At 67.4% G+C, this 25,804-nt stretch carries 27 protein-coding genes, 2 tRNA genes and 1 other RNA gene; 14 read left to right on the forward strand and 16 right to left on the reverse strand.

The genetic code is table 11. The annotated features are described in order from the left end of the window. Nucleotides 1-46: 46 nt before the first annotated feature. An RNA gene (gene rnpB, locus AC1DH3_RS04580) (RNase P RNA component class A) lies at nucleotides 47-440 on the forward strand. 69 nt (nucleotides 441-509) lie between these two features. Here the strand turns inward: rnpB and AC1DH3_RS04585 are convergent. Then, nucleotides 510-662, reverse strand: a complete 153-nt coding sequence (locus tag AC1DH3_RS04585; protein WP_175320881.1) for a hypothetical protein — start codon at nucleotides 660-662, stop codon at nucleotides 510-512. A 283-nt stretch (nucleotides 663-945) separates the two neighbouring features. Here AC1DH3_RS04585 and AC1DH3_RS04590 point away from each other — a divergent pair, with 283 nt between their 5' ends. From AC1DH3_RS04590 to AC1DH3_RS04605, 4 genes are all read left to right on the forward strand, one after another. Beyond that, nucleotides 946-2,439 (forward strand): glyceraldehyde-3-phosphate dehydrogenase, encoded by a 1,494-nt coding sequence (locus AC1DH3_RS04590; RefSeq protein WP_476908684.1) that lies wholly within the window; start codon nucleotides 946-948, stop codon nucleotides 2,437-2,439. A gap of 65 nt (nucleotides 2,440-2,504) precedes the next feature. Further along, nucleotides 2,505-2,714, forward strand: a complete 210-nt coding sequence (locus AC1DH3_RS04595) for a hypothetical protein (RefSeq protein ID WP_175320883.1) — start codon at nucleotides 2,505-2,507, stop codon at nucleotides 2,712-2,714. A 150-nt stretch (nucleotides 2,715-2,864) separates the two neighbouring features. Further along, entirely contained in the window at nucleotides 2,865-3,662 is a 798-nt protein-coding gene (locus AC1DH3_RS04600; protein WP_476908685.1) for an HNH endonuclease family protein, read from the forward strand. A 127-nt stretch (nucleotides 3,663-3,789) separates the two neighbouring features. Beyond that, nucleotides 3,790-4,077: a hypothetical protein gene (locus tag AC1DH3_RS04605; RefSeq protein WP_476908686.1), complete on the forward strand. Its 288-nt coding sequence runs from the start codon at nucleotides 3,790-3,792 to the stop codon at nucleotides 4,075-4,077. A 19-nt stretch (nucleotides 4,078-4,096) separates the two neighbouring features. Here AC1DH3_RS04605 and AC1DH3_RS04610 read toward each other — a convergent pair whose 3' ends face one another. Beyond that, nucleotides 4,097-4,663 (reverse strand): hypothetical protein, encoded by a 567-nt coding sequence (locus AC1DH3_RS04610; RefSeq protein ID WP_476908687.1) that lies wholly within the window; start codon nucleotides 4,661-4,663, stop codon nucleotides 4,097-4,099. Between the two features lie 99 nt (nucleotides 4,664-4,762). Beyond that, nucleotides 4,763-5,725: a 1-phosphofructokinase family hexose kinase gene (locus AC1DH3_RS04615; protein WP_476908688.1), complete on the reverse strand. Its 963-nt coding sequence runs from the start codon at nucleotides 5,723-5,725 to the stop codon at nucleotides 4,763-4,765. Between the two features lie 264 nt (nucleotides 5,726-5,989). Here AC1DH3_RS04615 and ppk2 point away from each other — a divergent pair, with 264 nt between their 5' ends. After that, complete coding sequence (ppk2, locus tag AC1DH3_RS04620) at nucleotides 5,990-6,787, forward strand: polyphosphate kinase 2 (protein ID WP_476908844.1); 798 nt, start codon at nucleotides 5,990-5,992, stop codon at nucleotides 6,785-6,787. Nucleotides 6,788-6,945: 158 nt separating this feature from the next. On the opposite strand, the gene def is transcribed toward ppk2, so the two are convergent. From def to orn, 4 genes are all read right to left on the reverse strand, one after another. Continuing rightward, entirely contained in the window at nucleotides 6,946-7,518 is a 573-nt protein-coding gene (gene def / locus AC1DH3_RS04625) for a peptide deformylase (protein ID WP_306909767.1), read from the reverse strand. A gap of 46 nt (nucleotides 7,519-7,564) precedes the next feature. Next, nucleotides 7,565-8,719, reverse strand: coding sequence for an acyl-CoA dehydrogenase family protein (locus AC1DH3_RS04630; RefSeq protein ID WP_476908689.1), 1,155 nt, complete (start codon nucleotides 8,717-8,719; stop codon nucleotides 7,565-7,567). Between the two features lie 107 nt (nucleotides 8,720-8,826). Next, nucleotides 8,827-8,899, reverse strand: a tRNA-His gene (locus AC1DH3_RS04635). A 131-nt stretch (nucleotides 8,900-9,030) separates the two neighbouring features. Next, nucleotides 9,031-9,678: an oligoribonuclease gene (gene orn, locus AC1DH3_RS04640; protein WP_476908690.1), complete on the reverse strand. Its 648-nt coding sequence runs from the start codon at nucleotides 9,676-9,678 to the stop codon at nucleotides 9,031-9,033. Nucleotides 9,679-9,836: 158 nt separating this feature from the next. Between orn and mptB the strand changes: the two genes are divergently transcribed. After that, a complete protein-coding gene (mptB, locus tag AC1DH3_RS04645) occupies nucleotides 9,837-11,402 on the forward strand; it encodes a polyprenol phosphomannose-dependent alpha 1,6 mannosyltransferase MptB (RefSeq protein WP_476908691.1) in 1,566 nt (521 codons plus the stop codon). A gap of 40 nt (nucleotides 11,403-11,442) precedes the next feature. Continuing rightward, nucleotides 11,443-12,210, forward strand: a complete 768-nt coding sequence (gene map / locus AC1DH3_RS04650) for a type I methionyl aminopeptidase (RefSeq protein ID WP_476892367.1) — start codon at nucleotides 11,443-11,445, stop codon at nucleotides 12,208-12,210. Nucleotides 12,211-12,241: 31 nt separating this feature from the next. Here map and AC1DH3_RS04655 read toward each other — a convergent pair whose 3' ends face one another. Beyond that, the gene (locus AC1DH3_RS04655; protein ID WP_476908692.1) at nucleotides 12,242-12,751 is read right to left on the reverse strand and encodes a LapA family protein; all 510 of its coding nucleotides are present in this window, start codon (nucleotides 12,749-12,751) and stop codon (nucleotides 12,242-12,244) included. Between the two features lie 237 nt (nucleotides 12,752-12,988). Here AC1DH3_RS04655 and AC1DH3_RS04660 point away from each other — a divergent pair, with 237 nt between their 5' ends. Continuing rightward, nucleotides 12,989-14,005, forward strand: coding sequence for a magnesium and cobalt transport protein CorA (locus tag AC1DH3_RS04660; RefSeq protein ID WP_476908693.1), 1,017 nt, complete (start codon nucleotides 12,989-12,991; stop codon nucleotides 14,003-14,005). 89 nt (nucleotides 14,006-14,094) lie between these two features. On the opposite strand, the gene AC1DH3_RS04665 is transcribed toward AC1DH3_RS04660, so the two are convergent. Then, nucleotides 14,095-14,167, reverse strand: a tRNA-Arg gene (locus AC1DH3_RS04665). Between the two features lie 256 nt (nucleotides 14,168-14,423). Between AC1DH3_RS04665 and AC1DH3_RS04670 the strand changes: the two genes are divergently transcribed. The 3 genes from AC1DH3_RS04670 (at nucleotide 14,424) to ettA (ending at nucleotide 17,273) form a co-directional block, all read left to right on the forward strand. Next, nucleotides 14,424-14,966, forward strand: a complete 543-nt coding sequence (locus AC1DH3_RS04670) for a single-stranded DNA-binding protein (RefSeq protein WP_476908694.1) — start codon at nucleotides 14,424-14,426, stop codon at nucleotides 14,964-14,966. An 80-nt stretch (nucleotides 14,967-15,046) separates the two neighbouring features. Continuing rightward, nucleotides 15,047-15,502, forward strand: a complete 456-nt coding sequence (locus tag AC1DH3_RS04675) for a DUF6993 domain-containing protein (protein WP_476908845.1) — start codon at nucleotides 15,047-15,049, stop codon at nucleotides 15,500-15,502. Nucleotides 15,503-15,590: 88 nt separating this feature from the next. Next, a complete protein-coding gene (ettA, locus tag AC1DH3_RS04680; protein ID WP_346960802.1) occupies nucleotides 15,591-17,273 on the forward strand; it encodes an energy-dependent translational throttle protein EttA in 1,683 nt (560 codons plus the stop codon). Between the two features lie 78 nt (nucleotides 17,274-17,351). On the opposite strand, the gene tesB is transcribed toward ettA, so the two are convergent. Further along, entirely contained in the window at nucleotides 17,352-18,332 is a 981-nt protein-coding gene (gene tesB / locus AC1DH3_RS04685) for an acyl-CoA thioesterase II (protein ID WP_476908695.1), read from the reverse strand. A 63-nt stretch (nucleotides 18,333-18,395) separates the two neighbouring features. Here tesB and AC1DH3_RS04690 point away from each other — a divergent pair, with 63 nt between their 5' ends. Next, on the forward strand, nucleotides 18,396-19,055 hold the full coding sequence (locus AC1DH3_RS04690; protein ID WP_476908696.1) for a DUF8185 domain-containing protein: 660 nt from the start codon (nucleotides 18,396-18,398) through the stop codon (nucleotides 19,053-19,055). Nucleotides 19,056-19,098: 43 nt separating this feature from the next. Here AC1DH3_RS04690 and AC1DH3_RS04695 read toward each other — a convergent pair whose 3' ends face one another. The 4 genes from AC1DH3_RS04695 to AC1DH3_RS04710 form a co-directional block, all read right to left on the reverse strand. Then, nucleotides 19,099-19,728, reverse strand: coding sequence for a CG0192-related protein (locus tag AC1DH3_RS04695; protein ID WP_476908697.1), 630 nt, complete (start codon nucleotides 19,726-19,728; stop codon nucleotides 19,099-19,101). A 36-nt stretch (nucleotides 19,729-19,764) separates the two neighbouring features. After that, nucleotides 19,765-20,208: a GNAT family N-acetyltransferase gene (locus tag AC1DH3_RS04700; protein ID WP_441417551.1), complete on the reverse strand. Its 444-nt coding sequence runs from the start codon at nucleotides 20,206-20,208 to the stop codon at nucleotides 19,765-19,767. A 136-nt stretch (nucleotides 20,209-20,344) separates the two neighbouring features. Beyond that, nucleotides 20,345-20,803 (reverse strand): globin, encoded by a 459-nt coding sequence (locus tag AC1DH3_RS04705; RefSeq protein WP_441417552.1) that lies wholly within the window; start codon nucleotides 20,801-20,803, stop codon nucleotides 20,345-20,347. 1 nt (nucleotide 20,804) lies between these two features. Beyond that, a complete protein-coding gene (locus AC1DH3_RS04710) occupies nucleotides 20,805-21,464 on the reverse strand; it encodes a mechanosensitive ion channel family protein (protein WP_476908698.1) in 660 nt (219 codons plus the stop codon). An 88-nt stretch (nucleotides 21,465-21,552) separates the two neighbouring features. On the opposite strand from AC1DH3_RS04710, the gene AC1DH3_RS04715 reads away from it, so the two are divergent. Further along, on the forward strand, nucleotides 21,553-22,560 hold the full coding sequence (locus tag AC1DH3_RS04715) for an NAD-dependent epimerase/dehydratase family protein (RefSeq protein WP_476908699.1): 1,008 nt from the start codon (nucleotides 21,553-21,555) through the stop codon (nucleotides 22,558-22,560). Here the strand turns inward: AC1DH3_RS04715 and AC1DH3_RS04720 are convergent. Further along, complete coding sequence (locus AC1DH3_RS04720; RefSeq protein WP_476908700.1) at nucleotides 22,548-23,066, reverse strand: OsmC family protein; 519 nt, start codon at nucleotides 23,064-23,066, stop codon at nucleotides 22,548-22,550. The two genes, AC1DH3_RS04715 and AC1DH3_RS04720, sit on opposite strands and share 13 nt — an antisense overlap. A 105-nt stretch (nucleotides 23,067-23,171) precedes the next feature. Then, a complete protein-coding gene (gene pepN, locus AC1DH3_RS04725) occupies nucleotides 23,172-25,724 on the reverse strand; it encodes an aminopeptidase N (RefSeq protein WP_476908701.1) in 2,553 nt (850 codons plus the stop codon). Between the last annotated feature and the right edge of the window lie 80 nt (nucleotides 25,725-25,804).

The following is a 25,804-nucleotide window of genomic DNA, read 5'->3' on the forward strand; positions in this document are numbered from 1 at the left end:
GCCGGTGCGGTGAGCCTGCGGGGCAGCCCGTAGAATGAGAACCGGATGGGTTGACCAGGCGGCCGCGCGTCACGCAAGTGGCTCGAGGAACGTCCGGGCTCCGCAGGGCAGGGTGGTGGGTAACGCCCACTCGGGGTAACCCGCAGGCCAGTGCCACAGAGAATAGACCGCCTGCCCCAGGGCCGTGTCCGCACGGTCGGGGGAGCAGGTAAGGGTGAAACGGTGGTGTAAGAGACCACCAGCTTCCCGGGTGACCGGGAAGGCTAGGTAAACCCCACCCGGAGCAAGGCCAGACAGGACACGTTTGAGGGCTGCCCGCCCGAGTGTCCGGGTAGGCCGCTGGAGGGCGTCGGCAACGGCGTCCGTAGATGGATGGCCGCTACTCCCGCGCCGGCAACAGCGCGGGAACACAGAACCCGGCGTATCGGTCAACCCATCCAACCAAACGAAAAGGACCGGCACCGTGTGGTGCCGGTCCTTGCCGTTTGGATCGAGGTGTAGGTGTCGGATCAGGCCTTGGCCTTCCGCTTCACCCAGCCCCACGCCGCCGTGGCGACGAACAGGACCAGGCCGATGACGGCCAGCCAAAGCAGGCCCTTCACGACGAAGCCCAGGATCGAAAGAATGAGCCAGATGACAAGTAGTGCAACTATGAGTCCCATCTGGACATCCTACGTCAAGGGCTGGGTGACGCGGCGGACCCCGCTCGTGTGAGTGATTTCACGCCGCCTCCGGCCCCCTGGACCGGCGCCCCGCTCTAGAATGGACAGCGAACGTAGATGTTCTGCCACCGGGTCTGCGTTCGCCGCCGGTGGCTTTTTCTTTGCGCTCCATGCAGGCGCCCGGGGTGGACCGAATCCCCGCCGCGTCCAGGTTCCGGAGATCCGCCGGCAGCCGACTTCCGCATACGAGGACGTATGTGGTGGATTTTAGGAAGGTAGTTCTGTGAGCCAGACGTCAGATTCTTGTCTTGATACGTGGATGGGCCGGGAGGCGCTCGCCGAGGCCATGATTCCGGTGATCGGCCGGCTGTACCGCGAAAACAACGTGGTGACGTCCATCCACGGCCGGAGCCTGATCAACAAGTCCACCATGAACATCCTCAAGGCGCACCGTTTTGCCCGCCGGATGAGCAAGGAAGAGCTGCGCCTCGAAGAGACCGCGCCCCTGCTCGACGCCCTCACCAAGCTGGACCTCGGCGCGGCAGCCATCGACATTGCCCGCCTGACCGAAAAGTACCGCGTAGAAGGCAACGGCATCAGCCTGGACGACTTCCTGCGCGAGGAGCTGGCCGAAGTGGTCGGCAAGCGCGGCGGCGACGACCGCACCAGCACCGACGTCGTCCTCTACGGCTTTGGCCGCATCGGCCGGCTCCTGGCCCGCCTCCTGGTCGAGAAGGCCGGCGGCGGGCACGGCCTGCGGCTGCGCGCGATCGTGGTGCGCCGAGGGTCGGACAACGACCTCACCAAGCGCGCCAGCCTGTTGCGCCGCGACTCGGTGCACGGGTCCTTCGAAGGCACCATCAAGGTGGACCTCGAGAACGACACCATCACTGCCAACGGCGTCCAGATCCAGGTCATCTACTCGGACAACCCGGCCACGGTGGACTACACCGCCTACGGCATCCACGACGCACTGGTGGTCGACAACACCGGCCGCTGGCGCGACGCCGAGGGCCTCTCCCAGCACCTGCAGAGCAAGGGCGTTTCCCGCGTTCTGCTCACCGCCCCGGGCAAGGGCGAGCTGAAAAACATCGTGCACGGCATCAACCACGCCACCATCACGGATTCGGACAAGATTGTTTCGGCGGCGTCCTGCACCACCAACGCCATCACGCCGGTACTAAAGGCGATCAACGACCGCTACGGCGTCGTGCACGGCCACGTAGAGACGGTCCACTCCTTCACCAACGACCAGAACCTGATCGACAACTTCCACAAGGGTGACCGCCGCGGCCGCTCCGCCGCGCTGAACATGGTCATCACTGAGACCGGTGCCGCCAAAGCTGTCGCCAAGGCCCTGCCCGAGCTCCTGGGCAAACTGACCGGCAGCTCCATCCGCGTCCCCACCCCGGATGTCTCCCTGGCCATCCTGAACCTGAGCCTGGAAAACGGCACCACCAAGGATGAGGTCAACGACTACCTGCGCGAGATGTCGCTGCACTCGGAGCTGCGCAAGCAGGTCGACTACATCGATTCGCCCGAGGTTGTCTCCACCGACTTCGTCGGCTCCCGCCGCGCCGGCATCGTCGATGGCCTCGCCACCATCAGCAACGAGAAGAACCTTGTCCTCTACGTCTGGTACGACAACGAATTCGGTTACAGCTGCCAGGTGGTCCGTGTGATGGAGGAAATGGCCGGCGTGAACCCGCCGTCGTTCCCGGCCAAGGACGCGGCCGCGACCCTCGAAGCTGCCGGGCTGCCGGTCGAGGTCGGGTAGCCCCACTTTGGACCTTCCCGGCCGGTTCGCTGGAATCGGCCGGGAAAGGGAACCACAATGGAGCCATGGAACAGAACTCGGCTGTGGAGCACGAAACCACCCTGGAACATGCCCTCGACGTAGCCCGGCGGAACGCCAAGGAAGCCAAGCGCCTCCTCGACGACGCCCGAGCCAAACGCGAGGCCGGCGAGATCGACGACGCGCGGGTCAGCCAGTTGGAAGCGCTGCTGAATCTCGCCGAGGAGGACCTCCGCCGGGTCACCAAGGAACAGTGACCGCTCGGCACTGACCAGCCGGCGGCCGTCCGGCCGCCAGCCCCGGGGCATAGCCTGTCCTGTCCTGCACACTGTGGACAACCGGGCCGCTGTCGGTGCCCCGGCCTAGGCTGATGAGGTGCAGCAGCCCCATCCCTCCCCGGAACTTCCGTGACCGTCACCTGGCGCGACTTCAGGCGCGCCCGGCGCCGGTCGCGCCAGGCCTGGGCATTGCTGGGCGCCACGATGCTGGCGTTGCTGGCTGGCCTCGGCTGGTTCTTCACCGCCGGCCAATTTGCGATCGCAGAGCCGAGGGTGGCGGGGCCCACCGAGGCTCCCGTGCTGGCGGCGGGTTGGATGAAACCGGTCGCGCCGGTTCGGGCCGTGCCGTCCGGTCTCGCCGTGGACCTCCTGTCGGTGCTGCCGGTCAAGGGCCGCGCAGCCAGCGGCAACTACAACCGCAGTGCCTTTGGCCAGGCGTGGCTCGACGTCGACCGTAACGGCTGTGACACCCGCAACGACATCCTCCGCCGAGACCTGGCCGGCGCCATGTTCACCGAAGGCTCCCGCTGCCGGGTCGGATCCGGGACCTTCCAAGAGCCCTACACCGGGCGGACCATCGCCTTCCAGCGCGGTGCGGCGTCCAGCAAAGTCGTGCAGATCGACCACGTCGTGGCGCTGGGGGACGCCTGGCAAAAGGGGGCCCAGCAGCTGAGTCCGCTGCAACGCCAGCACCTCGCCAACGATCCGCTGAACCTCATTGCCGTGGACGGGCAGGCCAACCAGGACAAGAGCGCGTCCGACGCCGCCACCTGGCTGCCGCCGAACAAGGCGTTCCGCTGCCACTACGTCGCCCGGCAGATCTCGGTGAAGGCCGCCTACGGGCTGTGGGTAACGCCGGCCGAAAAGGACGCGATGAAACGGGTTCTCGGTGCCTGCCCGGGGCAGCAGACCATCGTGCCGCGCTGATGTCCGGGCTGATTCGCGCTGCTGTCTGCGCTGTTGGGAACGGAACGATTCCCGGCTCATTGACACCCGACACTGTCAGGTCTAGGACTGGAATCGTCAGCTACGGCCCACCACTCGAGGAGTAGAAATGGCCTACGGAGTTGTGCACTTTTTTCCGGGAGGAACCAAGGAACAGTACGAGGCGTCCATTGCCGCGGTTCATCCCGGCGAAGGCCGCTTGCCGGAGGGGCAGGTCTTTCATGCCGGCGGCGCATCGGCCGGTGGGTGGACAATCATGGCGGTCCACGATTCCCAGGAGAGCTGGGAGAAATTCCGTGACGGCATCCTGATGCCCAAAATGCAGGCCGGCATCGAGGGCGGCTTCACATCCCCGCCGGACGAGACCGTAATTGAGCTTTACAAGGTGATGCCATAGGACACAGGCCGTCCGGCAGTCAGAACAGCAATGAGACGAGGCACCAGCCGGCCACGAGCAGCCCCACGACCAGCATCGGGACGTTCCACTCGGACACGACCGTGCGCTCGGCCGAACTATGGCCGGGGCCGCTGGTTGCGCCCGGCTGCCTGGCATCCTGCCAGGCCCGGACAATCGCATCCCGTCCGCCCGACGTCGGAGGCTGGCCCATGCGCTCATTGGACGGCAGCATCCCGAAGGGGCGTTCCTTCCAGTCCCGGGCCTGTTCGAACCCGGTGCCAAAGGCGCTGGGCGGCGTCGGGGCACCCCAGCTGACATACTTCCTACCGGCAGCCCTCACCGTGACGGAGTAGCGGACCTCGACGTCGTCCACGGCGGCGAACGGGATCCGGTGCCGTCGGAGCCCGTTGACCACGTCAAACTTGTCGGCTCCCACGATCAGCCTCGGCTGCCACTGCGTCAGATAGACCAGCAGGGCCGCGGCAGCCAGCCACGGCGCGGCCGCCACGGCAGCCCCGCCCCTTCCCGCGAGCATCAGCCAGCCAATGCCGGCAGCGCTGCCGCCCCAGACCAGGAGCGATACCACCCGGCCGGATGGCTCCTTGAAGGTGCGCGGCCTCGGTCTTGAGCTTGTTTCGGTTTCCCCCATGCGCCACATCATGCCAGCGGAGTGCCGGTTTCCCGGCTAGGCCCGGGCGGCTTGTTCCGCGAGTTCTGCTTCGAGCCGCTCGACGTCGGCCCGGTGGCAGAGCTCGGTGGCGCGTGTGGTGACAGTCGCGCTGCCGGCAGCGACCGCCGAACGGAACGCATCAGCCAGCGTGCGCCCCTGCGCCAGCCGGAGCACGAAGGCTGCCAGGAAACTGTCGCCGGCACCGACCGTGCTCTGCACCCGTACCGGCGGCACGGCCAGACGGAGCGTGCCGCCCTGGGACGCCAGGACTGCTCCCTGGCCGCCCAGGGTCAGCGCGACATGTTCGGCGGATCCGTCGGCCACCAGCGCCATGGCGGCGTCGAGCTCGCTTTGCTCGGTCTCCAGGGTCGTGCCGAAATGCAGCCCGAGCTCCCGCCGGCTCGGTTTGACCAGGAAGACCCCCTCGGACAAGGCGGCGGCCAGGGCCGGTCCTGAGGCGTCGACGACGCAGCGCGCATTCTGCTCGCGCGCGAGCCTGGCCACCTCGGCGTAGAAGTTATCCGGTACACCGGGGGGCAGGCTGCCGCTGGCCACCACGTACCCGCCGGGCTGGATGGAATCCGCCACGAGCGCCAGGCACAGCCGCCACTCGGGTTCACTCAGCTCGGGTCCCTGCAGGACAAAGCGGAACTGCTTGCCGGTGGAGGTCTCATCGACAGTGAAGTCCTGCCGGGTGCCGCCCTGGATCGGAACCACCAGTGTGGCGAGCCGCTCCGCTTCGATCAGTCTCCGGTAGGCCTCGCCCGTGGGGCCGCCCGCCGTGTAGATGGCCAGGGGACGTCCGCCGAGCCGTTGGACCACCCGGGCCACGTTCACGCCGCCGCCGCCCGGATCCAGGCGGCTGGGTCCGCAACGGAGCTTATGACCGCTGGTGACCACCCCGGTGGTGGTGCTGATGTCCAATGCTGGATTCACGGTGACCGTGAGGATGGGCTGTGCCGGCGCGGTGGCTTCCATGGGGCCAAGCATAAGAGCACGGCGTTCACACTGTCCCCGGGCCTAGATCCCCTTGTGGGCAGTGGGGCGCTCCGCAAGAATGGGCGCGGCAGGACAGGAGGCTGGAATTCAGCCGCCATTACTGGGACGGGAACCATGGCACATCGCAAGGCAGGCGCCGTCAAAGGCAGTGCCGTCAAGGGCAGTGCCGGCAAGGGTAGCGCCGGGCGGGAGCCCACGCGCCATAAGGGCGGCCCGGGGGAGGAACCAGGGCAGCCCGGGCGGCTGCCGCTGGGCGTCTATGCTGCCGAACTTTCCCGGCTTCAGGCGGAGCTGGTTGCGTTGCAGGAATGGGTCCGCAGCACGGGAGCGCGGGTGCTGGTGATCTTCGAAGGGCGCGACGCCGCCGGCAAGGGCAGCGCCATCAAGCGGGTCACCGAGTACCTGAATCCCCGCGTTGCCCGGATCGTGGCGCTGCCGGCGCCGACCGAGCGGGAGCGCGGTGAATGGTACTTCCAGCGCTACGTACAGCACCTGCCGGCGGCCGGGGAAATCGTGCTGATGGACCGCTCCTGGTACAACCGCGCCGGCGTCGAACGGGTGATGGGATTCTGCACGCCCGCGGAACACAAACGCTTTATGTCCCAGTGCCCGGTCTTTGAATGGCTGCTGATCCAGGACGGGATCCTGCTGTTCAAATACTGGTTCTCGATCAGCCACGCGGAGCAGGAACGGCGGTTCAGGTCCCGGCTGGAGGATCCGCTGCGTCAATGGAAGCTCTCGCCGATGGATCGGGAGGCGATCCTGCGGTGGGAGGACTACTCGCGGGCCAAGGACGACATGTTCATGCAGACGGATACCGCGGAATCGCCGTGGTTTGTGGTGGAGGCAGAGGACAAACGCCGGGCCCGGATCAACATGATCGCCCACCTGCTCTCCAGCATCGACTACACCGAAGTCAGGACGGAGCCGGTTACCCTCCCGCAGAGGCCGCGCGCCGTCAATTACACCCGGCCGCCGCGGGACTTGTTCCGCTACGTCCCCGACCATGCCGCCCAGCTGCTGAAACCGAACGAGGACTAGCCCGCCGGGGCGTAACTCCACGGCGGAAATTCCACACTTTTGGGGGCGGCCGCCGGCGCGTCCCGCGAAATTCGCGGCGATTTCCTGCGTGTTGGCGTCAAAGGTGGGGAGACTCCGCGCCTGCTGGCGCAGTCCGAACGGGGACTAGCCCGCCGGGGCTAGTGGCCGAAGGGATCCGGGTCTACACCCGGCATCCAGGTCAAACCGGGGACGCCCCAGCCGCTCTTCTTGGCCTGCTTCATCGCCTTACGGGCGTAGCGGTCGATCAGCCGATTGACGTACAGCTTGCCGTCCAGGTGGTCGTACTCGTGCTGGATCACGCGCGCGAACCAGCCCGTCGCCTCGAACTCGACGGGTTTGCCGTCGCCGTCGAAGCCCTGCACCCGGGCCCATTCGGCGCGTTTGAGCGGGTACTGCCCGCCCGGGAAGGACAGGCAGCCTTCCTCTTCCTCGTCCGGGTCCGGCAGCGCCCCGGAGACTTTGGAGAGGGTCAGCACCGGGTTGACGACGACGCCGGAGGGCGGGGCGCCGTCGTCGTTGGCGTACTTGTACACGAAAAGCCGCTTGCCCACACCGACCTGGGGCGCGGCCAGGCCGACGCCGTTGGCGGCGTCATTGGTCTCGAACATGTCCGCGATCAGGGTGCGGAGTTCGTCGTCGAAGACCTCAACTTCGGCGGCCCGGCGGTGCAGCACGGGTTCGCCCCAGATCGTGATGGGTAGGACTGTCATGTCGAAAGAGTTCCTTTAGTGCTGTTGGCTGCTGGTGCTGCGGCGGTCAGCCGGCGATGGTGCGGCCGACGACGTCGCGCATGATTTCGTTCGTGCCGCCGAAGATCGTGAGCAACCGTGCCGCGAGGAAGGCCTGCGCCACCGGGTACTCCAGGATGTAGCCGTAGCCGCCATGCAGCTGCAGGCACCGGTCGGTGACGGACTTGGCCCGTTCGGAGGCCCAGAGCTTGGCCCGCGCCGCCGAGGCGGCGTCGAGTTCACCCGCGTTGAAAGCCCGGATGGCCTGGTCCACGTAGGTTTCAGTGACCTCGACCTCGGTGAGTAGGTCGGCCAGTTCGAAGCGGCTGTTCTGGAAATCGATGATCCGCTCGCCGAACGCGTTGCGGTCCTTTGTGTACGTCACGGTCGCCTCGTAGACGGCGCGGACGACGGCGGAACTGGCGACGGCGATGGCCAGCCGGCCCTGGGGGAGCTGCTCGGCGGCGTACTGCAGCCCCTTGCCTTCTTCGCCGACCAGGTCCGCGTGCGGTACCCGGACGTTGTCGAAGAACAGCTCAGCGGTGTCCGAGGCCTTCAGCCCCATTTTGTCCAGCTGGTTGCCGGTGTTGTAGCCCTCGGACTTGCGCACCATGAACAGCGAGAAGGAGTCGCGGCCGCCCCGCCCGGTGCTGCCGTCGGTGCGGGCCAGGACCAGGGACGCGTCGCCGGAGATGCCGTTGCCGATGAAGGTCTTCTGGCCGGTGATGAGCCAGTCGTCGCCGTCGCGCACGGCCTTGGTGCGGATGCCGCGGAGGTCCGATCCGGCGCCGGGCTCGGTCCAGGCGACCGAGGTGACCGTCTCGCCGGAGACCATGCCGGGCAGCCAGCGCGCTTTGAGATCGTCGGAGCCGTAGGCCAGCAGGTGGGGGAGGACCATGTCATCGTGCAGGTGGAAGGCCAGCCCCACGGCAAGGTGGTTGCTCTTGGCGAACTCCTCGTCCAGCACGGCACGGAAGCGGTAGTCGTCCATGCCCAGGCCGCCGAATTCTTCGGGAACGGCGAGCCCCAGCAGGCCCTGCTCGCCGGCCGCGGTCCAGAGCGAACGGGGCATCATGTGGTCCTGGTCCCACTGGCCGTAGTGCGGGGCCACCGCCCGAGCGTTGAACTCCGCAGCCATCTCACGGAACATCTCGTGGTCTTCTTCAAAGAGCTGGCGCTTCATCGCGGTTCCTTCCACGCACGGACGAGACTGGACAGACAACAAAGGCCGCACCGGATATCCGGTGCGGCCTTTGGAAAAGGTCGGACAATTCTGCCGTCCTTTGTGAGGGTGAGCGACGGGGGTTGAACCCGCGACCTCCTGGACCACAACCAGGCGCTCTGCCAACTGAGCTACGCCCACCATGTGCCCCGCCATGCCTTCCGGCGAACCGGCTGGCTGAAAAGGCAACGACAAATAGCTTACCTGCTGTTTGGGGGTGGTTTTGCCACTTTCCTCGAATTCGACGAAATTTTCCCTAAACGTGGTGGAGATTACTCCGCGGGTGCTGCTGCAGGCGCGTCGGCGGGGGCGTCCGCAGGGGCCATGATCGACTTCGCGATCCGCTGCGCCGTGGCGCTGTCCGGACCCGGTGCGGGCACAAAGACCGCCTCCCGGTAGTAGCGGAGCTCGTCGATGGAATCCTTGATGTCGCCCAGGGCACGGTGGCCGCCGAGCTTGGCGGGGGACTGGAAGTACGCCCGGGCGTACCAGCGCCGGGAGAGTTCCTTGATGGTGCTGACATCGATCACGCGGTAGTGCAGGTGCTCCACCAGTTCCGGCATGTCGCGGACCAGGAACACCCGGTCGGTGCCCACCGAGTTGCCGCCCAGCGGGGCCTTCTTCGGGTCCGGCACCCACTTCTTGATGTACTCGAGCACGGCGGCCTGGGCTTCGGCCATGGTCTTGCCGTGGGGGAGTTCCGCCAGCAGCCCGGACCGGGTGTGCATGTCGCGCACGAAGTCGTTCATTTGGGCCAGCGCGGCGTCGTCCGGCTTGATCACGACGTCCACGCCGTCGCCGAGGATGTTGAGTTCCGAGTCCGTCACCAGGGCCGCAACCTCGATGAGGGCGTCGTTCTTGGAGTCCAGGCCGGTCATTTCGCAGTCGATCCACACGATGCGTTCATTAGATATAGGCACCCGCCCAGCCTACCGTTCCGCCGCCGCTGAGCGGTCCGGTGCTAGGATTTCGGGTACGCGGCCGTCGAAGATTTTCGTCATCGCGGCGTGCCCCATGGCCGGCTTGTCGGTCCGTTGCGGGCCAAAACGAGCCCCACAAGAGATTGGACGATCCTGAGATGACGGCGCCTGTACCTGCGGCGGGGGAAACGGCTGCCGGTACCTCCCGCCAGTCTCCGAAGGCCGTTGTTGCCGATGTGGATAATGCCAGGTCGCCGATCCTTGCCGGATTCCTTGGCTCCGTGTTCATGGCGGTCGGCTCGCTGGGCGTCGGCTGGCTCGCTCCGGTGTCCGAACTGCGGCGCCTGCCCTTATTCATCTGGATGCGGACCGAGGCGGTGGGTGTCGGGCTGAGCATTGTGCTCCTGGCGGTCGGCGGAATGCTCCTGGTCCGCGCCTGGCTCCGGCTGGGGCAGCGCGTGCGGAGCTGGGGCCCCGGGGCCCGCAAGGCGACGCTGCTGGCGGTGGCTGCGTGGGGGCTGCCGATGATGTTCTCCGTCCCCTTGTTCAGCCGCGATGTCTACGCCTATATCGGCCAGGGCCGGCTGATGGTCGAAGGGTTCAACCCCTACGAGAACGGCATCTCGGCGCTGTCGAACTACTTCCAGCTGGGCGCGGACAAGATGTGGACCGAGGCTCCCGTGCCGTACGGACAGCTCTTCCTCTGGATCGAACAGTTCGTGGTCTGGTCCACGAACGTCCACCCCGAGGCCAGCATCATGCTGTTCCGGCTCGCGGCCCTGCTCGGAATCGTGCTCTGCGTGATCTACGTGCCGAAACTGGCCGAGCTGCACGGCGTCAACCCGCACCGTGCCCTCTGGCTCACCGCCGCCAACCCGCTGTTCCTGACCAACTTCATCGCCAGTGTGCACAACGATGCCCTGATGATCGGCCTGGCCCTCGCCGGCCTCTACTACTGCGCCACCAAACGCGTGCCGCTGGGCCTGGTCCTGGTCACGCTTTCCATCTCGGTCAAACCCATCACAATCGTGTTCCTGCCGTTCATTGGCCTGCTGTGGGCCGGCAAGAACGCCAGCTGGCCGCGCAAGTTCGTCTTCTGGGCGCTCACCGCCGGCCTCAGCCTGGCGCTGCTGTACGCAATGAGCCTGGTAAACGGCTTCGGTTTCGGCTGGATCAACGGGCTCTCCGCCCCGGGCAGCATCTGGATCTGGTACGCACCGGTCGGCCTGCTGGGGCTCATTGTCGCCTCGATCTTCAACGCCTTCAGCCTGGACGGCTGGGGGATGGCCAAGTGGGTGTACGACGCCGGGAAGCTGCTGGCGCTCGGCATCGTCGGCTGGCAGATCTTCCGCGGCGACTTCGACCGGCTGATGCGCCGGCTCACCCTGGCCTTCGCCGCCGTCGTCTTCCTGGCACCGATGATCCAGTCCTGGTACGTCGTCTGGCTCATCCCGCTCTTTGCGGTGACCGGCATCCGGGACGATTGGCAGGTCAAGGCGGTGTACTTCATGGTGTCCTTCTTCATGGTCTACGCCATTTCGGACCAGCTGGAAGTCTTCCCCTACCTGCAGACCGACGACCTGGGCCTCGCGCTCGCCCTGGCCCGCAACGCCGCTGCCATCATCGCCCTGCTGTTCGCGTTATACCTGATCTTCCTCGACCCGAAAACCAAACAGCTGTTCAGCAAGCCATCGGAACCGGTGACCACCCGGCCCGTCATCTGAGCCTCCGGAGCCACCTGCTCCCGCGTCGGAAGGAAGCCCCATGTCCATGATCAAGAGCCCCGAAGAGATCGCCCTGATGCGCGAGGCCGGACGGGTGGTGGCTAACGCGCTGGCGCAGGTACGCGAGGCTGCCGCCGTCGGCGTGTCCCTCAAGGAGCTCGACGGCGTGGCCGCGCAAGTGATGGCCGAGGCGGGCGCCACGCCGGCGTTCCTGAACTACCGTCCCCGCTGGGCTTCCGTCCCTTTCCCCGGCGTGATCTGCACCTCGGTCAACGACGCCGTGGTGCATGGCATCCCCAACGACTACCGGCTCGAGGACGGCGACCTGCTCAGTGTGGACTGCGGTGCCTTCCTGGCGGGCTGGTGCGGGGATGCCGCCGTCAGCTTCATTGTGGGCACGGCAGACCCGGTGGACCAGGCGCTGATCGACGCCACCGACGAAGCCCTGGCCCGCGGCATTGAAGCGGCGCGGATCGGCAACAAGATGGGCGACGTGGCGTACGCGATCGGCGGGGCCGCGCGCCGGGCCGGCTACGGGCTGCTCGCCGACCACGGCGGCCACGGCATTGGCCGGACCATGCACGCAGAGCCGCCCGTGCCCAACGACGGCCGGCCGGGCCGGGGCATCAAGCTGACCGAAGGTCTGGTCATCGCGATCGAACCCATGCTGATCCTCGGCGGCAACGGCGACTACTACCACGACGACGACGAATGGACCCTCCGATCGGCCAACGGACGCCGCGCCGCCCACAGCGAGCACACCGTGGCGATCACCGCGGAGGGCCCGGTCATATTGACGCTGCCCTAGGGCTGGCGGGCGGCGCCGCGCCCGCTGGTGGTCAGCGGCTCCGCGTGGCCTGGCCAGCCAGTCGGATGCGCTGGCGGTGCGTTGCGAGCCGCAGCTGGATGATGCGGGCCGCCCCGGCGATGGCGACCAGCACACCGCCGCCGACCGCCGCGATGAAGAGGGCAACGCCGAGCGGGACGGAGCCCTCCAGGCCGAAGAACTTCACCTGGACATAGACCTGGTTTTGCAGGATGAAGACGATCAGCAGGATCAGCACCACCAGCGCGCTGGCAACCGCAGTCCACACCATGCCCGCGCGGGTGACCCGGCGGGGTTCCGGTCCGGCGGCCGTCGGTTCCGGCGTACCGGCACGGGGAGCTTCTTCGCGCGGAACGGCTATGGCGTCGACGGGGGCCCCGGCGCCGGGGTCGGTGCTGTCTGCCGTGCCGCCGGCGGGGTAGCCCTCAACGGAGCCGGACGGGGCCTCAGAAGTCACCGGGTACTGCGCGGGAGCGGCGTTGCGCGGATCCTGGGGATCGAATCCGTGGCGTGTCTGGGTCATGGCGGCCGTACCTTTCGATTGCGGGCGGGTCGCTCAGGCTTTCCCTGGTGCCCCGCCTGTCACCTCAATACTAAGCGTGCTCATGGCTCGGGAGGCTTGCAGCCTAGGGGTGCGTTGCGGCTCAGTCGGGCCGCGGCAAACGCAGGAAGGCAGGCTGTTGGCACCGGGCGGGCGGGGGTATAGCGTCACAGCCAAAGGGGCGCCCGGAGCGGGCGGTTCAGGCGAGGAGGCATGGCCGTGACGATCGTCGACAACGCCGTCTACGTGGACGGGTACCGGACCGCGGACCCTGAGGACCTGGACGAGACGTATTTCCTGTTGCGGCAGCGCCAGGGCATGGCCTGGATCGGACTCTACCGTCCGGACGCAGCGGAGCTTCGCTCGGTGGCCGAGGAATTTGACCTGAACCATCTGGCGGTGGAAGACGCGCTCGCCGGCCATCAGCGCGCCAAGCTGGAACACTACGGCGACACCCACTTCCTGGTGCTGCGCCCGGCCCGGTACCTGGATGAGGTGGAAAAGGTCCAGTTCGGCGAGATTCATATTTTCACCGGTCCCGATTTTGTGGTCACCGTCCGCCACGCGGAATCACCGGACCTGGCCCGGGTGCGCCGTCGGATGGAGTCCCAGCCGGACTTCCTGGCCCTTGGGCCGGATGCCGTGCTGTACGCCATCCTCGACCAGGTGGTCGATGAGTACGAGCCCGTTGCCGCCGGCCTGGAGAACGACGTCGACGAGATTGAAGACGAGCTGTTCGCGGCAGATCCGGGAGTCTCCCGCAGGATCTACGAACTCTCGCGGCAGGTGATCATGTTCCAGCGCGCTACGGCGCCGCTCACCGGCATCCTGCAGGCTCTCCGGGCCGGCGCCCCCAAACACGTGCCGGGCCCGGAACTGCAGGACCACTTCCGCGATGTGCTGGACCATGTGCTGCGCCTGAGTGAACGGATCACTGCGTTCCGCGCCCTGCTCCAGAACGCTCTCGCGGTCAACGCCGCCCTCGTGGCGCAGCGACAGAACGATGAAATGCGGCTCCTCACGGAGTCGAGCATCGCCCAGAACGAACAGACCAAGCGGATCTCGTCCTGGGCCGCCATTCTCTTCGCGCCCACGTTGATCGCGTCGATCTACGGGATGAACTTCCGCCTGATCCCGGAGCTCGACTGGGTATTTGGCTATCCGATGGCGCTCGGGCTGATGCTGGTGATGGGAGTGGCCCTTTACCTGACCTTCCGGCACAACAAATGGATCTGAAGGGGCCGGGCTTCGCGTCAGAGCGGGCTTCGGGGCGGCAGGGGTGCGGCCCTGGGCGGCGGATGAGCCGCGACCAGGGCCGCACGTTGTGCCCCAGGAGGGAATCGAACCCCCGACCGGCGGATTAGAAGGCCGCTGCTCTATCCCCTGAGCTACTGGGGCACGTTCGGCGTGCCGACGGGCTACTGCCGGGGACGCCTCAAGAAGTTTACAGGGCCCCGCGCGCTCCGCCAGTCAAGCGTGCCCGCAAATGCCTGTGCCCGGCCGACCAGGTTTTCCACATAGCGGAATCCCGCACTGCCTTCCGGCGCGCCCGCACGTGAAGCTGGAACTGCTCGGTGGGGCAAGACCAAATCGAGCGAGCGTACTCAAGACAGGGCTTGTTCAGGACAGCGACTACTCAAGACAGGACAGACCAATGAACGACAGCATCACGGTCCGCGGCTTCGTCGCCTCGGAGATCAGGAGCACGACGACGCCGGGCGGGGTCGCCACCGCTTCCTTCCGGCTGGGCTCGACGGAGCGGCGCTTTGACCGCTCCGCAAACGCATGGGTGGACGGAAACACCAACTGGTTCACGGTGCAGGGATACCGCCAGTTGGCCGGAAACATGGGCTGCAGCATCAAAAAGGGCCAGCGCGTCATCATCGTGGGCCGGCTCAAGATGCGCAGCTGGGAAAAGGACGGCCGCGTTTATCACGTGGCAGAAATCGACGCCGAGTCTGTCGGCCACGACCTGATGTGGGGGTCCGCCAACTTCACGCGCACCGCCGCCAATGGCCCGGTGCCCGGACAGGACGCCGCAGCCCCCGAACGCACCGGGAGCGGCCACGACGCCCATGACGACGACCGCGGCGTGGACGCCGACGCGGACGATGCAGGGGCCGACGATGCCGGGTCGGACGACGACGAGCAGGATTTTGACGCAGAGACCGGCGAATTGAAGGGGGCCGCCGCCTGAGGCCGCCGGACGGCCGCCCATGGCAGAATTGCCGGGTGAAGCGAGCCCGGACGAACTCTCAAGACCAGGCGGTGCTGCCGGTGCTCGGGGCGCTTATCCTGCTGCTTGCATCAACGGCGGGTTGTTCGGCGGCCGCTGGGGGCAATGGGGGAGCGCCGGGGGGCGTCCTCTCCGCGGAAACACCGCCGGGCACGGCCCGGCCCGCACCCGCCCAGATCCCTTCCGCGGCAGCGACAGCGCGCCCTGCCACCTCCGCGGCCGCCGCCCGGCTTGAGGCGGCTTTGGCGAAGCTGGCCAGGGAGGCCGAGCCCGGAACGGAACAGATCCGGGCGGCCCTCGTCGAAGCCGGATTCCCGCGGGACGGCATCGAAGTCACGGCGAGCCGAACCCCTACCGGGCTGCAGGCTGACGCTGTAGAGGCTGCGGTCCGGCAAGACCGGGACTGCGTCGTTGCCCAACTGCGCAACGGTACGGTGGCGGTGACCGTGTTGACAGTCTTGGCGGATGGCCGCTGTTTCGCGGGCAGACCCGCCTAGAGACCGTCGGCAGACCAGGTGCCGGGCCGCCGGCTGGCCGGGGGACCGGAATGTGAGTTATCCGCGTCAAGCCACTAGATTTGTAGGCATGGCGGAATTTATCTACACAATGACCAAGGCCCGCAAGGCCGTTGGCGAAAAACTTATCCTCGACGACGTGAGCATGTCCTTCTTCCCGGGGGCCAAGATTGGTGTTGTTGGCCCGAATGGTGCCGGTAAGTCCACCATTCTCAAGATCATGGCCGGCCTGGACACTCCCTCCAACGGCGAGGCCCGGCTGAGCCCCGGCTACACCGTCGGCATCCTGCTGCAGGAGCCGCCGTTGAACGAGGACAAGACCGTTCTGGGCAACGTCCAGGAAGGCGTCGGCGAGATCTACGGCAAGATCCAGCGCTTCAACGAGATCTCCGAAGAGATGGCCAACCCCGACGCTGACTACGACGCTCTCCTTGAGGAAATGGGCCAGTTGCAGGAAGCCATCGACGCCGCCGACGCCTGGGATCTCGACTCCCAGCTCGAGCAGGCCATGGATGCCCTGCGCTGCCCGCCGGCCGACGCCGATGTCACGCTTCTCTCCGGTGGTGAGCGCCGACGCGTCGCGCTCTGCAAGCTCCTGCTGCAGAAGCCGGACCTGCTGCTCCTTGACGAGCCCACCAACCACCTCGATGCCGAGAGCGTGTTGTGGCTTGAACAGCACCTGTCCTCCTACCCGGGCGCAGTCCTCGCCGTCACCCACGACCGGTACTTCCTGGACCATGTGGCCGAGTGGATCGCCGAGGTGGACCGCGGCCACCTGTACCCGTACGAGGGCAACTACTCCACGTACCTCGAGAAGAAGCGTGCCCGCCTGGAGGTCCAGGGCAAGAAGGACGCGAAGCAGGCCAAGCGCCTCTCCGAGGAACTCGAGTGGGTCCGCTCCAACGCCAAGGGCCGCCAGACCAAGTCCAAGGCCCGTCTGGCACGCTACGAGGAAATGGCCGCCGAGGCGGACCGTACCCGCAAGCTCGACTTCGAAGAGATCCAGATCCCGCCGGGACCGCGGCTGGGCGGCCTGGTCCTGGAGGCCAAGAACCTCCAGAAGGGCTTCGAGGACCGCACCCTGATCGACGGCCTGTCCTTCACGCTGCCGCGCAACGGCATCGTCGGCGTCATCGGCCCGAACGGTGTCGGCAAGACCACCCTGTTCAAGACGATCGTCGGGCTGGAGCCCCTCGACGGCGGCGAACTGAAGATCGGCGACTCCGTCAAGATCTCCTACGCTGACCAGAGCCGTGGCGGAATCGACCCGAACAAGACCCTGTGGGAGGTCGTTTCCGACGGCCTCGACTTCATCCAGGTCGGCCAGGTCGAGATGCCGTCCCGCGCCTACGTTGCCGCGTTCGGCTTCAAGGGCCCGGACCAGCAGAAGAAGGCCGGCGTGCTTTCCGGTGGTGAGCGCAACCGCCTGAACCTGGCCCTCACCCTCAAGCAGGGCGGTAACCTGCTGCTCCTCGACGAACCGACCAACGACCTCGACGTCGAGACTCTCAGCAGCCTCGAAAACGCCCTGCTCGAATTCCCGGGTTGCGCCGTCGTGGTCTCGCACGACCGCTGGTTCCTGGACCGGGTGGCCACGCACATCCTCGCCTACGAAGGCGACGAGGAGAACCCCTCCAAGTGGTACTGGTTCGAGGGCAACTTCGAATCCTACGAGGAGAACAAGATCGAGCGCCTCGGCCCCGACGCGGCCAAGCCGCACCGGGTGACGCACCGCCGCCTGACCCGCGACTAAGTCCGCAAAGCGGTCCCGCCAGGGCCTACGCGAAAGGCCCGGCTCCCCGTGGGGAGCCGGGCCTTTCGCGTGTCCGCGTCAGCCGCGGTCGGCCTTGCGCATCTGGTGCTCCAGCACCTTGGTCTGGACGGCGCCCTTGACCTTGTTCTTGAAGTCGGTCGGCACCCGGATCATGCCTTCCTGGGCCACCGTCGCGACGTGCCGGCCGTCGCGGCTGAAGATCTTGCCGGTAGCCAGGCCGCGGGCACCCTGCGCGCTGGGGGATTCCTGGACGTAGAGCAACCACTCGTCCACGCGGACGGGCCGGTGCCACCACATGGCGTGGTCCAGGCTGGCGACGGACATTCCGGGGGTAATCCAGCTCATGCCGTGCTTGCGCAGGACGGATTCCAGCAGCGTGTAGTCGCTGGCATAGGCCAGTGCGGCGCGGTGCATCTCCGGGTCATCGGGCATCGGGCCGAAGGTACGCATCCAGACCGCGTTCCGGGCTTCCTTCGGGCCTTTCGCGGAGACGTAAAGGGCTGGATCCACATGGCGGATGTCGAAGGGGCGCTCGTAGGCCCAGTGGCGGGCCACCGGGTGGTCGTACTTGCCCAGCAGGTCAGCCGTGCTCGGCAGCGACTCCGGGTCCGGAATCCCGGCGGGCATCTGGGTCTGGTGCTCGATTCCTTCATCCTCGTCCTGGAAGGACGCGATCATCGACAGGATGGGCATGCCCTCCTGGTACGCGTGGACCCGGCGCGCGGAAAAGGAACGGCCGTCGCGCAACCTCTGGACGCCGAAGGTGATGGGCTTGTTGGCGTCGCCCGGCCGGAGGAAATAGCCATGCATGGAGTGGACCCCGCGGCCGTCCGGAACAGTGCGGCTGCCCGCCACGAGGGACTGGGCCAGCACCTGGCCGCCGAAGACGCGCTGCCGCGGCTGCTTCTGCGAGGGGCCCATGAAGATGTCCTCGTCGGTCCGTGCGCCCTCCAGCTCGCCGAGGGTCAGGAGTTGGATGAGCGAGGAGGTGGGGTCCTCGGTGGGCATCGCCTGCAATCCGGCTTCGGCTTCAGTCATGGTTTGACTCTAGACGGCACCCCGGCACGGCTCAAAAGAGGCACAGCCGGTAGAGTCAAGATTGTGTCTGACGTCCTAACCCAGCCCCTGCAGTTCACCGATCCCCGCGACCTCGCCGATCTGCGCACCTTCGCCACCCGCGCCCGGGCCGTCGAGGACGGCGCCATCCGGCTGAACGCCAGCGGGCCGGTCCTGGCCGCGTACGTCTGCGTGCTCCGGCCGCGGCTGCTGGGGGAGGCAACCCCCACCATCCTGGGGCTCCGGACCGTGGCGCTGGCAGCGCCGGCCGAGCTCGATGTGACCGTCCCGCTCTCTGCCGTGCTGGACCGTCTGGCCCGCGCGGGCGCCGACGACGTCGAACTCCCGGTGCCGCCGATGGCCGTCACCGAATCGTGGGCCGGCGTCGGCGCACCCCGCACCGGCTGGGAGCCGCTCGGCGCGCTGCCGGACACTGTCCTGCGGCAGGCCGCGGAGGCAGGCATCACCGAGATCGCAGCCATCATCCCGGACAAGCCCGGCGCCCTGATCGTGAACAACGCCCGGGCGACCGTCTGGGGCCGGGAGTTGCCCGACGCCGGCGGACTGCCCGCCGGGGCCGCGTTCGCCGCGCTGACCCTGGGCTTCCTGGCCGACGGCCAACAAAGCCTCTTCCGTTCGGGCCGCTGGTTCCGGCTCAGCAGCCCCCGCGGCCACGTCCTGGTCCGCGCCGGCTCGGGACTTTAGTGCCGCCAGGTCCAGAGGGGCGGCCGGCTGGCGGACTACCTGCTCAGTCCGCCGTGACGGACGCGAGTTTGACCGGGATCCGCTGTCCGGCCCAGGTAGCGGTGAGGGACTCAGGGCCAGCGGTCTGTTCCGCCAGTTGAAGCCGGCGGATGACCAGCAGCTCCAGCGCTCCGGTCCGGACCACCGTTTCCGCGTCCGTGCTGGAGGCTCTGCCGGGGCCGAGGGCCGGCGCCGCGGAACGTAGCGGCCCGGTGCTGCCAACGAGAACGGACTCCGGCATCGGCTCAAGCCTGCCATCGACGTCCAAAAAGTGCTCCGCCTGTGACTGGCCCGTCAGGATGGCGGCAGCCAAGGCGTCCAGGTAGCAGGGATCGCCGACGGCGTCGTAAACCCACCGTTCGCCGAGGACCGAGTGCTGCATGGTGCCGATCAAGGACGCTTCGGCGCCTTGCAGGGGCGATCCCCGGTAGCTCAGCGGCACCTGGAACACGCTACCGTCAGCGGCGACGAGGATCGTCTCGATGCCAACTTCGCCTTCCGGGTCGTCGAACCGGAAGGCGCCCACCTTCCCCAGCGCCGCGGCGGTTGCCGTGAACCAGGGTTGGCGCGGCAGCCAGCCCTGGAGGAGTTCAAGTTTTGTGGGCTGCAGCTCAGCCTGATGAATGATCGCCATGATCGTCAGCCTAGCCGGACCGGGGTGCCGTCCCGGTCAGAACCGGAGGACGCTGAGTTCTTCGGCAGGCTGGAACCCCAGCCGGGCGTAGAAGTTCCGGGACGCAGGCGATGGCGAAAGCACCATCCGGCCCGCGTTGAGGCCCCGCGAGAACTCAACCGCCGCCTGGACCAACTGTGCTCCGATGCCGGCGTTCCGGAAATCCGGCAGCACATAGACGTTGCCGAGGTAGACCCAGCAGGAGGGCGGTTTCCCCGGTTTGGGCATCCGCTCGAAGACCAGGAGGTTGAGCATCCCGACCAGTCGGCCGTCCACCTCGGCGACAAAGAACTTCCGCGGGTTGGCGTCCATCCAGTCGCCGTAGATCTCTTCGAAGCCGTGACCGTCCTGCGGTTCCGGCTCCTGTTCCGCGGCCCATGTGGCCCTGAGCGCTGCAAGGGCGGGGCGGTCCCCGGGCCATTCGTCGCGGATTATTGGCATGGGAAGTACCTTACTAATCCCCGCGATGGTCCTGGGACGGAATACTTGCCGACCCATACCCGGCAGGGTATTCTGGACGCAGAAAGACCCCGGAGGCATTCCCCCAAGTGCCTCCGGGGTCTTTCCACGTCCGGTCCTAGGCCCCGGAAGGGCTGTTGACCATCGAGAGCGCGGCCCGCTCCATGTAGTCCCAGAGGGTCCCCTCGTAGAGCGGCGGCAGGTCCAGCGCATCGACGGCGGTACGCATGTGGTGCAGCCAAGCATCCTTCGCCTCGGGCGTGACGCGGAACGGCTGGTGCCGCATCCGCAGCCGCGGGTGGCCGCGCTCCTCGCCATACGTGGTGGGGCCGCCCCAGTACTGTTCCAGGAACATCAGGAACCGCCGCTTGGCCGGCCCGAGGTCCTCTTCCGGATACATCGGGCGCAGCAGCGGGTCGGTCGCGACGCCGTCGTAAAACACATCGATCAGCTTCACGAACGTGTCGTGGCCGCCCACGGCGTCATAGAAGTTGTCGGTGTAACCGGGCTGGCTGAACGGATCGTTCTGCATCAGCATCTTGGGCTGGCGGGGTTCGCCGGAAATAGGGATCGACATTTTATTCTCCGGCCTGTTGCTGGGTTGAGGAGCCGGCGTCGTCCGCCAGCCCGCTGTCGGGCGCCACGTAGCTGCCCTGCGAACGGTTGCCCACCCGCAGGATTTCGCCGTTGCGCAGGTACCAGACGGTGCCGTCCTCGGCCCTGACCCGGGTGATGCGCAGGCCCATGGACTCCACCGTTCCCACCACTTCGGACGTTTCGATGATGTCGCCGATGCCGTACTGGTCCTCGATGGTGATGAAGATGCCGGCCAGGAAATCGCGGATCAGCTGCTGGGCGCCGAAACCGATCGCGACGCCGAGGATGCCGACGCTGGTCAGCAATGGGGCGATGTTCACATTGAGGTTCTGCAGGACGTACATCACCGTGATGACGACGACGAGCACGCTGACCACGCTGTTGAGCAGCGAACCGATTGTGTTGGCGCGCTGCTCGCGCCGCTGATGGTCCAGGGCACGAAGCGCGGGTGCCACCCAGCGGAAATGCGGTTTCTTGAAGAACGTGGTTCCGGCGGCAACCCGCTTCGTGATGCCCGCGATCACGAAGGACGCCACCAGCCAGGTGGCGACGCCAACGCCGATGCTGATCATGACGCCCGGCAGGTTGACTGCCGAGATGTCCGGCGGCGTGAGGGGCTCGGCGGTGGTCAGGCTGTACATCAGCAGGGTTTACTCCTTAGGGGCGCCCGCGTTCGCCGGGCGCATAACACTCTGTTCAGCTTCCACATTAGCGCCGTAGCGTGGCCCCATGCGCATCCTGGTCCTCGGCGGCACCGCCTTCCTGTCAGCAGAAATCGCCCGGCAGGCCGTCGCCGCCGGGCACGACGTCATGTGCCTGGCCCGCGGGAGTCGGTCGGCCCCGCCGGAGGGCGCCAGCTGGCTGAAAGCGGACCGCTCGCTGGGCCCTGCCGCCTACGCCGGCGCCGCCGGCGCTGGGGACTGGGACGCCGTCATCGACGTCGCCCGGGACCCCCGCCAGGCGCGGGAGGCACTCGAAACCTTGGCCGGAACGGCCCGCCACTGGACCTTCGTTTCGAGCTGTTCGGTCTACGCGGACCCTTCCGTCCCGGGCACGGCCGAGGACGCCGCCGTGCTCGCCCCGCTGGCGGCGGGAATCGAGGCGACCATGGAGAACTACGGCGAGGCAAAGTCGGCCATCGAACAACTGACAACGGAACTAGCCGGGGACCGGGCGCACCTTTGCCGGGCCGGGCTGATCGGAGGGCCGGGGGATGGCTCGGACCGCTACGGCTACTGGCCCGCCCGTTTCGCCCGGGACCCGGGGCCGGTGCTGGCTCCGGACATTCCGGCGGATCCCACCCAGATCATCGATGTCCGGGACCTCGCCGCCTGGCTGCTGCTGGCGGCGGAGGCCGGCGTCACCGGGGCGCTGAACGCGGTCGGCGAACCGGTGCCGTTCGCCGAGTACCTCGAAGAGTCACGGCAGCTGTCGGGGGGAGCTGCGGAGGTGGTGGCCGCCCCGGCCGACTGGCTCGCCGAACGCGGGGTGAACTACTGGGCCGGTCGGGACTCGCTTCCGTTGTGGCTTCCGCCCGGCCACGAGGGCTTTGCGGCCCGCAGCAACGCGGCGGCCCGCGCCGCGGGACTGCAGTTGCGGCCGTGGACCCGGACGCTGCGGGACACGCTGGCGGACGAGCGCCGCCGCGGACTCCACCGGGAGCGCCAGGCGGGGCTCAGCCCGGACGTCGAGCGCCGGCTGCTACTCGAGTTCCAGACCGAGTTTCAGTCCGCCTGAGCATCAGCGGCCGGATCCGGTGCACCGGGAACCGGTTCCACGGCGGCTGAGGCCTCGTGCCGGACCGGGAAGTTGACGCTCCGGGCGATGAAGCACACCGCGTTCGCTCCGCGGTGCAGTTCCTCGAAAAGTTCCCCGGCCACCGGGGCCGCCGTCGTGACCCGGGGTTTGAGCGTGACCGATTCGAACTGGCCGCTGCCGTCGCGGTTCGTCCGCATCACGCCCTCGGCACGGTCCTCATAGCCGGTCACCACCACGCCGTGCTTCACGGCGACGTGCAAAAAGGACAGCATGTGGCACTGCGAGAGCGCCGCCAGCAGCAGCTGCTCCGGGTTGTACCGCTCCCGGTCGCCGTGGAACGTGGGGTCCGCAGAGCCCTTCAGGACCGGCAGCCCGGGGATCTCGACGTCGTGGTCGCGCGAGTAGCCCCGGTAGGAGGACGTCCCGCTGCCCAGGTTCCCGGTCCAGCGAACCGTCAGGGCGTAGTGGTGCTCGTCGAGGTTCATGCGGCCAGTCTAACGGCGCAGGAACGGCAGGACCCCGGCGCCGCCGAGAGCGGTGCCGGGGTCCTGAACTGCTGGTCCTGAAGTGCGGGCTAGTTTCCGCCGGGCCTAGACGTCAGCCGCACGTGCGCGCAGGGCGCGGGCGACGCCGTCGCGGTTTTCCAACATCATCCGGCGCAGTGCCGCGCTGTCTTCCGGCAGCGAGGTGAGGAACGCGTCGGTGCGGTCCACCGTGGCCTGCGTGGTCAGCTGCGCCGGGTAGAGTCCGACGACGATCTGCTGGGCCAGGGCGTGGGTGCGGTCCCTGACGATGCCCGGCACGGCCTCGAAGTACTTTTCGGCGTAGGGTTCCAGCAGCGCGGTGTCCAGCACGCGGGTGAAGCCGGCCACCGCCGAACCCTGCAGGGCGTTGGACAGCTCGCCCTTGACCACAATCGATTCCCAAGCCGCGGCCTTGGCCTCGGCGGTGGGGATGGCCGCCTTGGCAAGGGCCGCGGCGTTCTGTCCGGTGGCGGTGTTGTCGTGCTCCAGTTCGGCGTCAATCTGCTCCTGCCCGGCGCGACCGCCCACCACGAGGGACGCGATCAGCTCCCAGCGCAGGTCCTGGTCGACGGCGAGGCCGGGCAGCTCGCGCGAGCCGTCCAGCAGGCCGGCGACGGTGTCCAGCTGGGTCGCGCTGCGGGCCAGCAGGGCGTAGGACTTCACAAACTGCAGCTGCGCGTCCGACCCGGCCGGGACGCGGGAGGCAAGCTCCCAGAGCCGGTCCGCGGTGGCGGTGGCGGTGGCGTCCTTGTGCTCGGCGGCCACGTAGAAGTTCAGCGTGGTGGCGAGCTGGCGGAGCTGGACCAGGATCACGGAGGAATCGGATTCCTCGGCGATGTTGGCCAGGATCAGTTCCACGTAGCCGCGGGCCGGGGTTTCGCCGTCGCGCGCCGCGTCCCAGGCCGAACCCCAGACCAGCGTGCGGGGGAGGCTCTGGCCGAAGTCCTTCAGGTGCGCCGTTGCGGTGGCGAGGGACTTGGGATCCAGCCGGACCTTGGCGTAGGCGAGGTCGTCGTCGTTGAGCAGGATGAGGTCCGGCTGCGCCAGGCCCGCCAGGGCGGGAACCTCGGTGCGCTCGCCGTCGACGTCGAGCTCCTCGCGGTGGACGCGCTCCAGCTTCCCGGCGCCGTCCAGGTTGTAGAAGCCGACGGCGAGCCGGTGCGGGCGGATGGTCGGCTGCGCCTCGGTGGCGGACTGCAGGATGGCGAACGAGGAAATGCTCCCGTCCTCGCCGACGGACAGCTCCGGCTTGAGCGTGTTGACGCCGGCGGTCTCCAGCCAGAGCCGTCCCCAGTGGTCCAGGTCGCGGCCGCTGGCCTTTTCCAGCTCGACCATCAGGTCACTGAGCTCGGTGTTCTGCCAGGAGTGCTTGCGGAAGTACTCGCGGACGCCGGCCATGAACTCTTCCGGGCCCACCCAGGCCACCAGCTGCCGCAGCACCGAGGCACCCTTGGCGTAGGTGATGCCGTCGAAGTTCACCTCGACGTCCTGCAGGTCGTTGATCTCGGCGAAGATCGGGTGCGTGGTGGGGAGCTGGTCCTGGCGGTAGGCCCAGGACTTTTCCACCGAAGCGAAGGTGGTCCAGGCGTGGTCGAATTTTGTGTTCTCGACGGCGGCGAGGTGGGACATGTACTCGGCGAAGGACTCGTTGAGCCAGAGGTCGTTCCACCAGCGCATGGTCACGAGGTCGCCGAACCACATGTGGGCCAGCTCGTGCAGCACGGTGATGGCGCGGCGTTCGACCTGCGCGTCGGTGACCTTGCTGCGGAAGACATAGCCCTCCAGGATCGTCACGGCCCCGGCGTTCTCCATGGCCCCGGCGTTGAACTCCGGGACGAAGAGCTGGTCGTACTTCTCGAACGGGTAGGGGCAGCCGAACTGGGCCTCGAAGAATTCGAAGCCCTGGCGGGTCAGGTCGAAGATGTTGTCCGCGTCGAGGTACTGCATGAGGGACTTGCGGGCGAAAACGCCCAGCGGGGTGACTTTTCCGTCCGCGGACTTCACTTCGCTGCGGACCGACTGGTACGGACCGGCGATCAGGGCGGTGACGTAGGAGGAGAGCCGCGGGGTGGGGGCGAACTCCCAGACCGAGCGCGCACCGCCGTCCTCGCCGGGGATGGTTTCCACCGGCACCGGGGTAGGGGAGTTGGAGACGACGTCCCAGTGGGAGGGCGCGGTGACCGTGAAGCTGAAGCTGGCCTTGAGGTCTGGCTGCTCGAAGACGGCGAACATGCGCCGGGAATCCGGAACCTCGAACTGGGTGTACAGGTAGACCTCGTTGTCCACCGGGTCCACGAAGCGGTGCAGTCCCTCGCCCGTGTTCATGTAGGGCGCGTCCGCGACCACCAGGAGCTCGTTCTCGGCGGCCAGGTCCGTCAGCTGGATCCGGATGCCGTCGGAGACCTCCGAGGGATCCAGCTCGCGGCCGTTGAGCGTGACGCTGTGCACCGCGTGGGTCACGGCGTCGATGAAAGTCGAGGACCCCGGCTTGGCCGTGAACTTCACGGCGGTGGTGGAGCCAAAGACCTTTTCGCCACGGGTCAGGTCGAGGCTGACCTCGTAGGAGTCGACGGCGATCAGTTCGGCGCGCTCGCGGGCTTCGGCGCGTGTGAGGTTCATACCGGGCAAGAGGTGCCTCCAGAAGTGGTGGGAACGGTGGAAACGATACTGTGAAATTATTCTTTCACGTTGCGGTGCGT

It is taken from the genome of Arthrobacter sp. 05L428, assembly GCF_056397665.1.

Excerpts from the sequence above, each read along its gene's own strand:
- map (WP_476892367.1), top strand. The coding sequence starts at position 11,443 with ATGTCCATGATCAAGAGCCCCGAAGAGATCGCCCTGATGCGCGAGGCC.
- mptB (WP_476908691.1), top strand. The coding sequence starts at position 9,837 with ATGACGGCGCCTGTACCTGCGGCGGGGGAAACGGCTGCCGGTACCTCC.
- pepN (WP_476908701.1), bottom strand. The coding sequence starts at position 25,724 with ATGAACCTCACACGCGCCGAAGCCCGCGAGCGCGCCGAACTGATCGCC.
- tesB (WP_476908695.1), bottom strand. The coding sequence starts at position 18,332 with ATGACTGAAGCCGAAGCCGGATTGCAGGCGATGCCCACCGAGGACCCC.
- AC1DH3_RS04705 (WP_441417552.1), bottom strand. The coding sequence starts at position 20,803 with ATGTCGATCCCTATTTCCGGCGAACCCCGCCAGCCCAAGATGCTGATG.
- AC1DH3_RS04720 (WP_476908700.1), bottom strand. The coding sequence starts at position 23,066 with ATGAACCTCGACGAGCACCACTACGCCCTGACGGTTCGCTGGACCGGG.
- AC1DH3_RS04710 (WP_476908698.1), bottom strand. The coding sequence starts at position 21,464 with ATGTACAGCCTGACCACCGCCGAGCCCCTCACGCCGCCGGACATCTCG.
- def (WP_306909767.1), bottom strand. The coding sequence starts at position 7,518 with ATGACAGTCCTACCCATCACGATCTGGGGCGAACCCGTGCTGCACCGC.
- AC1DH3_RS04605 (WP_476908686.1), top strand. The coding sequence starts at position 3,790 with ATGGCCTACGGAGTTGTGCACTTTTTTCCGGGAGGAACCAAGGAACAG.
- AC1DH3_RS04585 (WP_175320881.1), bottom strand. The coding sequence starts at position 662 with ATGGGACTCATAGTTGCACTACTTGTCATCTGGCTCATTCTTTCGATC.
- ettA (WP_346960802.1), top strand. The coding sequence starts at position 15,591 with ATGGCGGAATTTATCTACACAATGACCAAGGCCCGCAAGGCCGTTGGC.
- AC1DH3_RS04670 (WP_476908694.1), top strand. The coding sequence starts at position 14,424 with ATGAACGACAGCATCACGGTCCGCGGCTTCGTCGCCTCGGAGATCAGG.
- AC1DH3_RS04695 (WP_476908697.1), bottom strand. The coding sequence starts at position 19,728 with ATGGCGATCATTCATCAGGCTGAGCTGCAGCCCACAAAACTTGAACTC.
- AC1DH3_RS04595 (WP_175320883.1), top strand. The coding sequence starts at position 2,505 with ATGGAACAGAACTCGGCTGTGGAGCACGAAACCACCCTGGAACATGCC.
- AC1DH3_RS04700 (WP_441417551.1), bottom strand. The coding sequence starts at position 20,208 with ATGCCAATAATCCGCGACGAATGGCCCGGGGACCGCCCCGCCCTTGCA.
- AC1DH3_RS04715 (WP_476908699.1), top strand. The coding sequence starts at position 21,553 with ATGCGCATCCTGGTCCTCGGCGGCACCGCCTTCCTGTCAGCAGAAATC.
- AC1DH3_RS04630 (WP_476908689.1), bottom strand. The coding sequence starts at position 8,719 with ATGAAGCGCCAGCTCTTTGAAGAAGACCACGAGATGTTCCGTGAGATG.
- AC1DH3_RS04615 (WP_476908688.1), bottom strand. The coding sequence starts at position 5,725 with ATGGAAGCCACCGCGCCGGCACAGCCCATCCTCACGGTCACCGTGAAT.
- AC1DH3_RS04655 (WP_476908692.1), bottom strand. The coding sequence starts at position 12,751 with ATGACCCAGACACGCCACGGATTCGATCCCCAGGATCCGCGCAACGCC.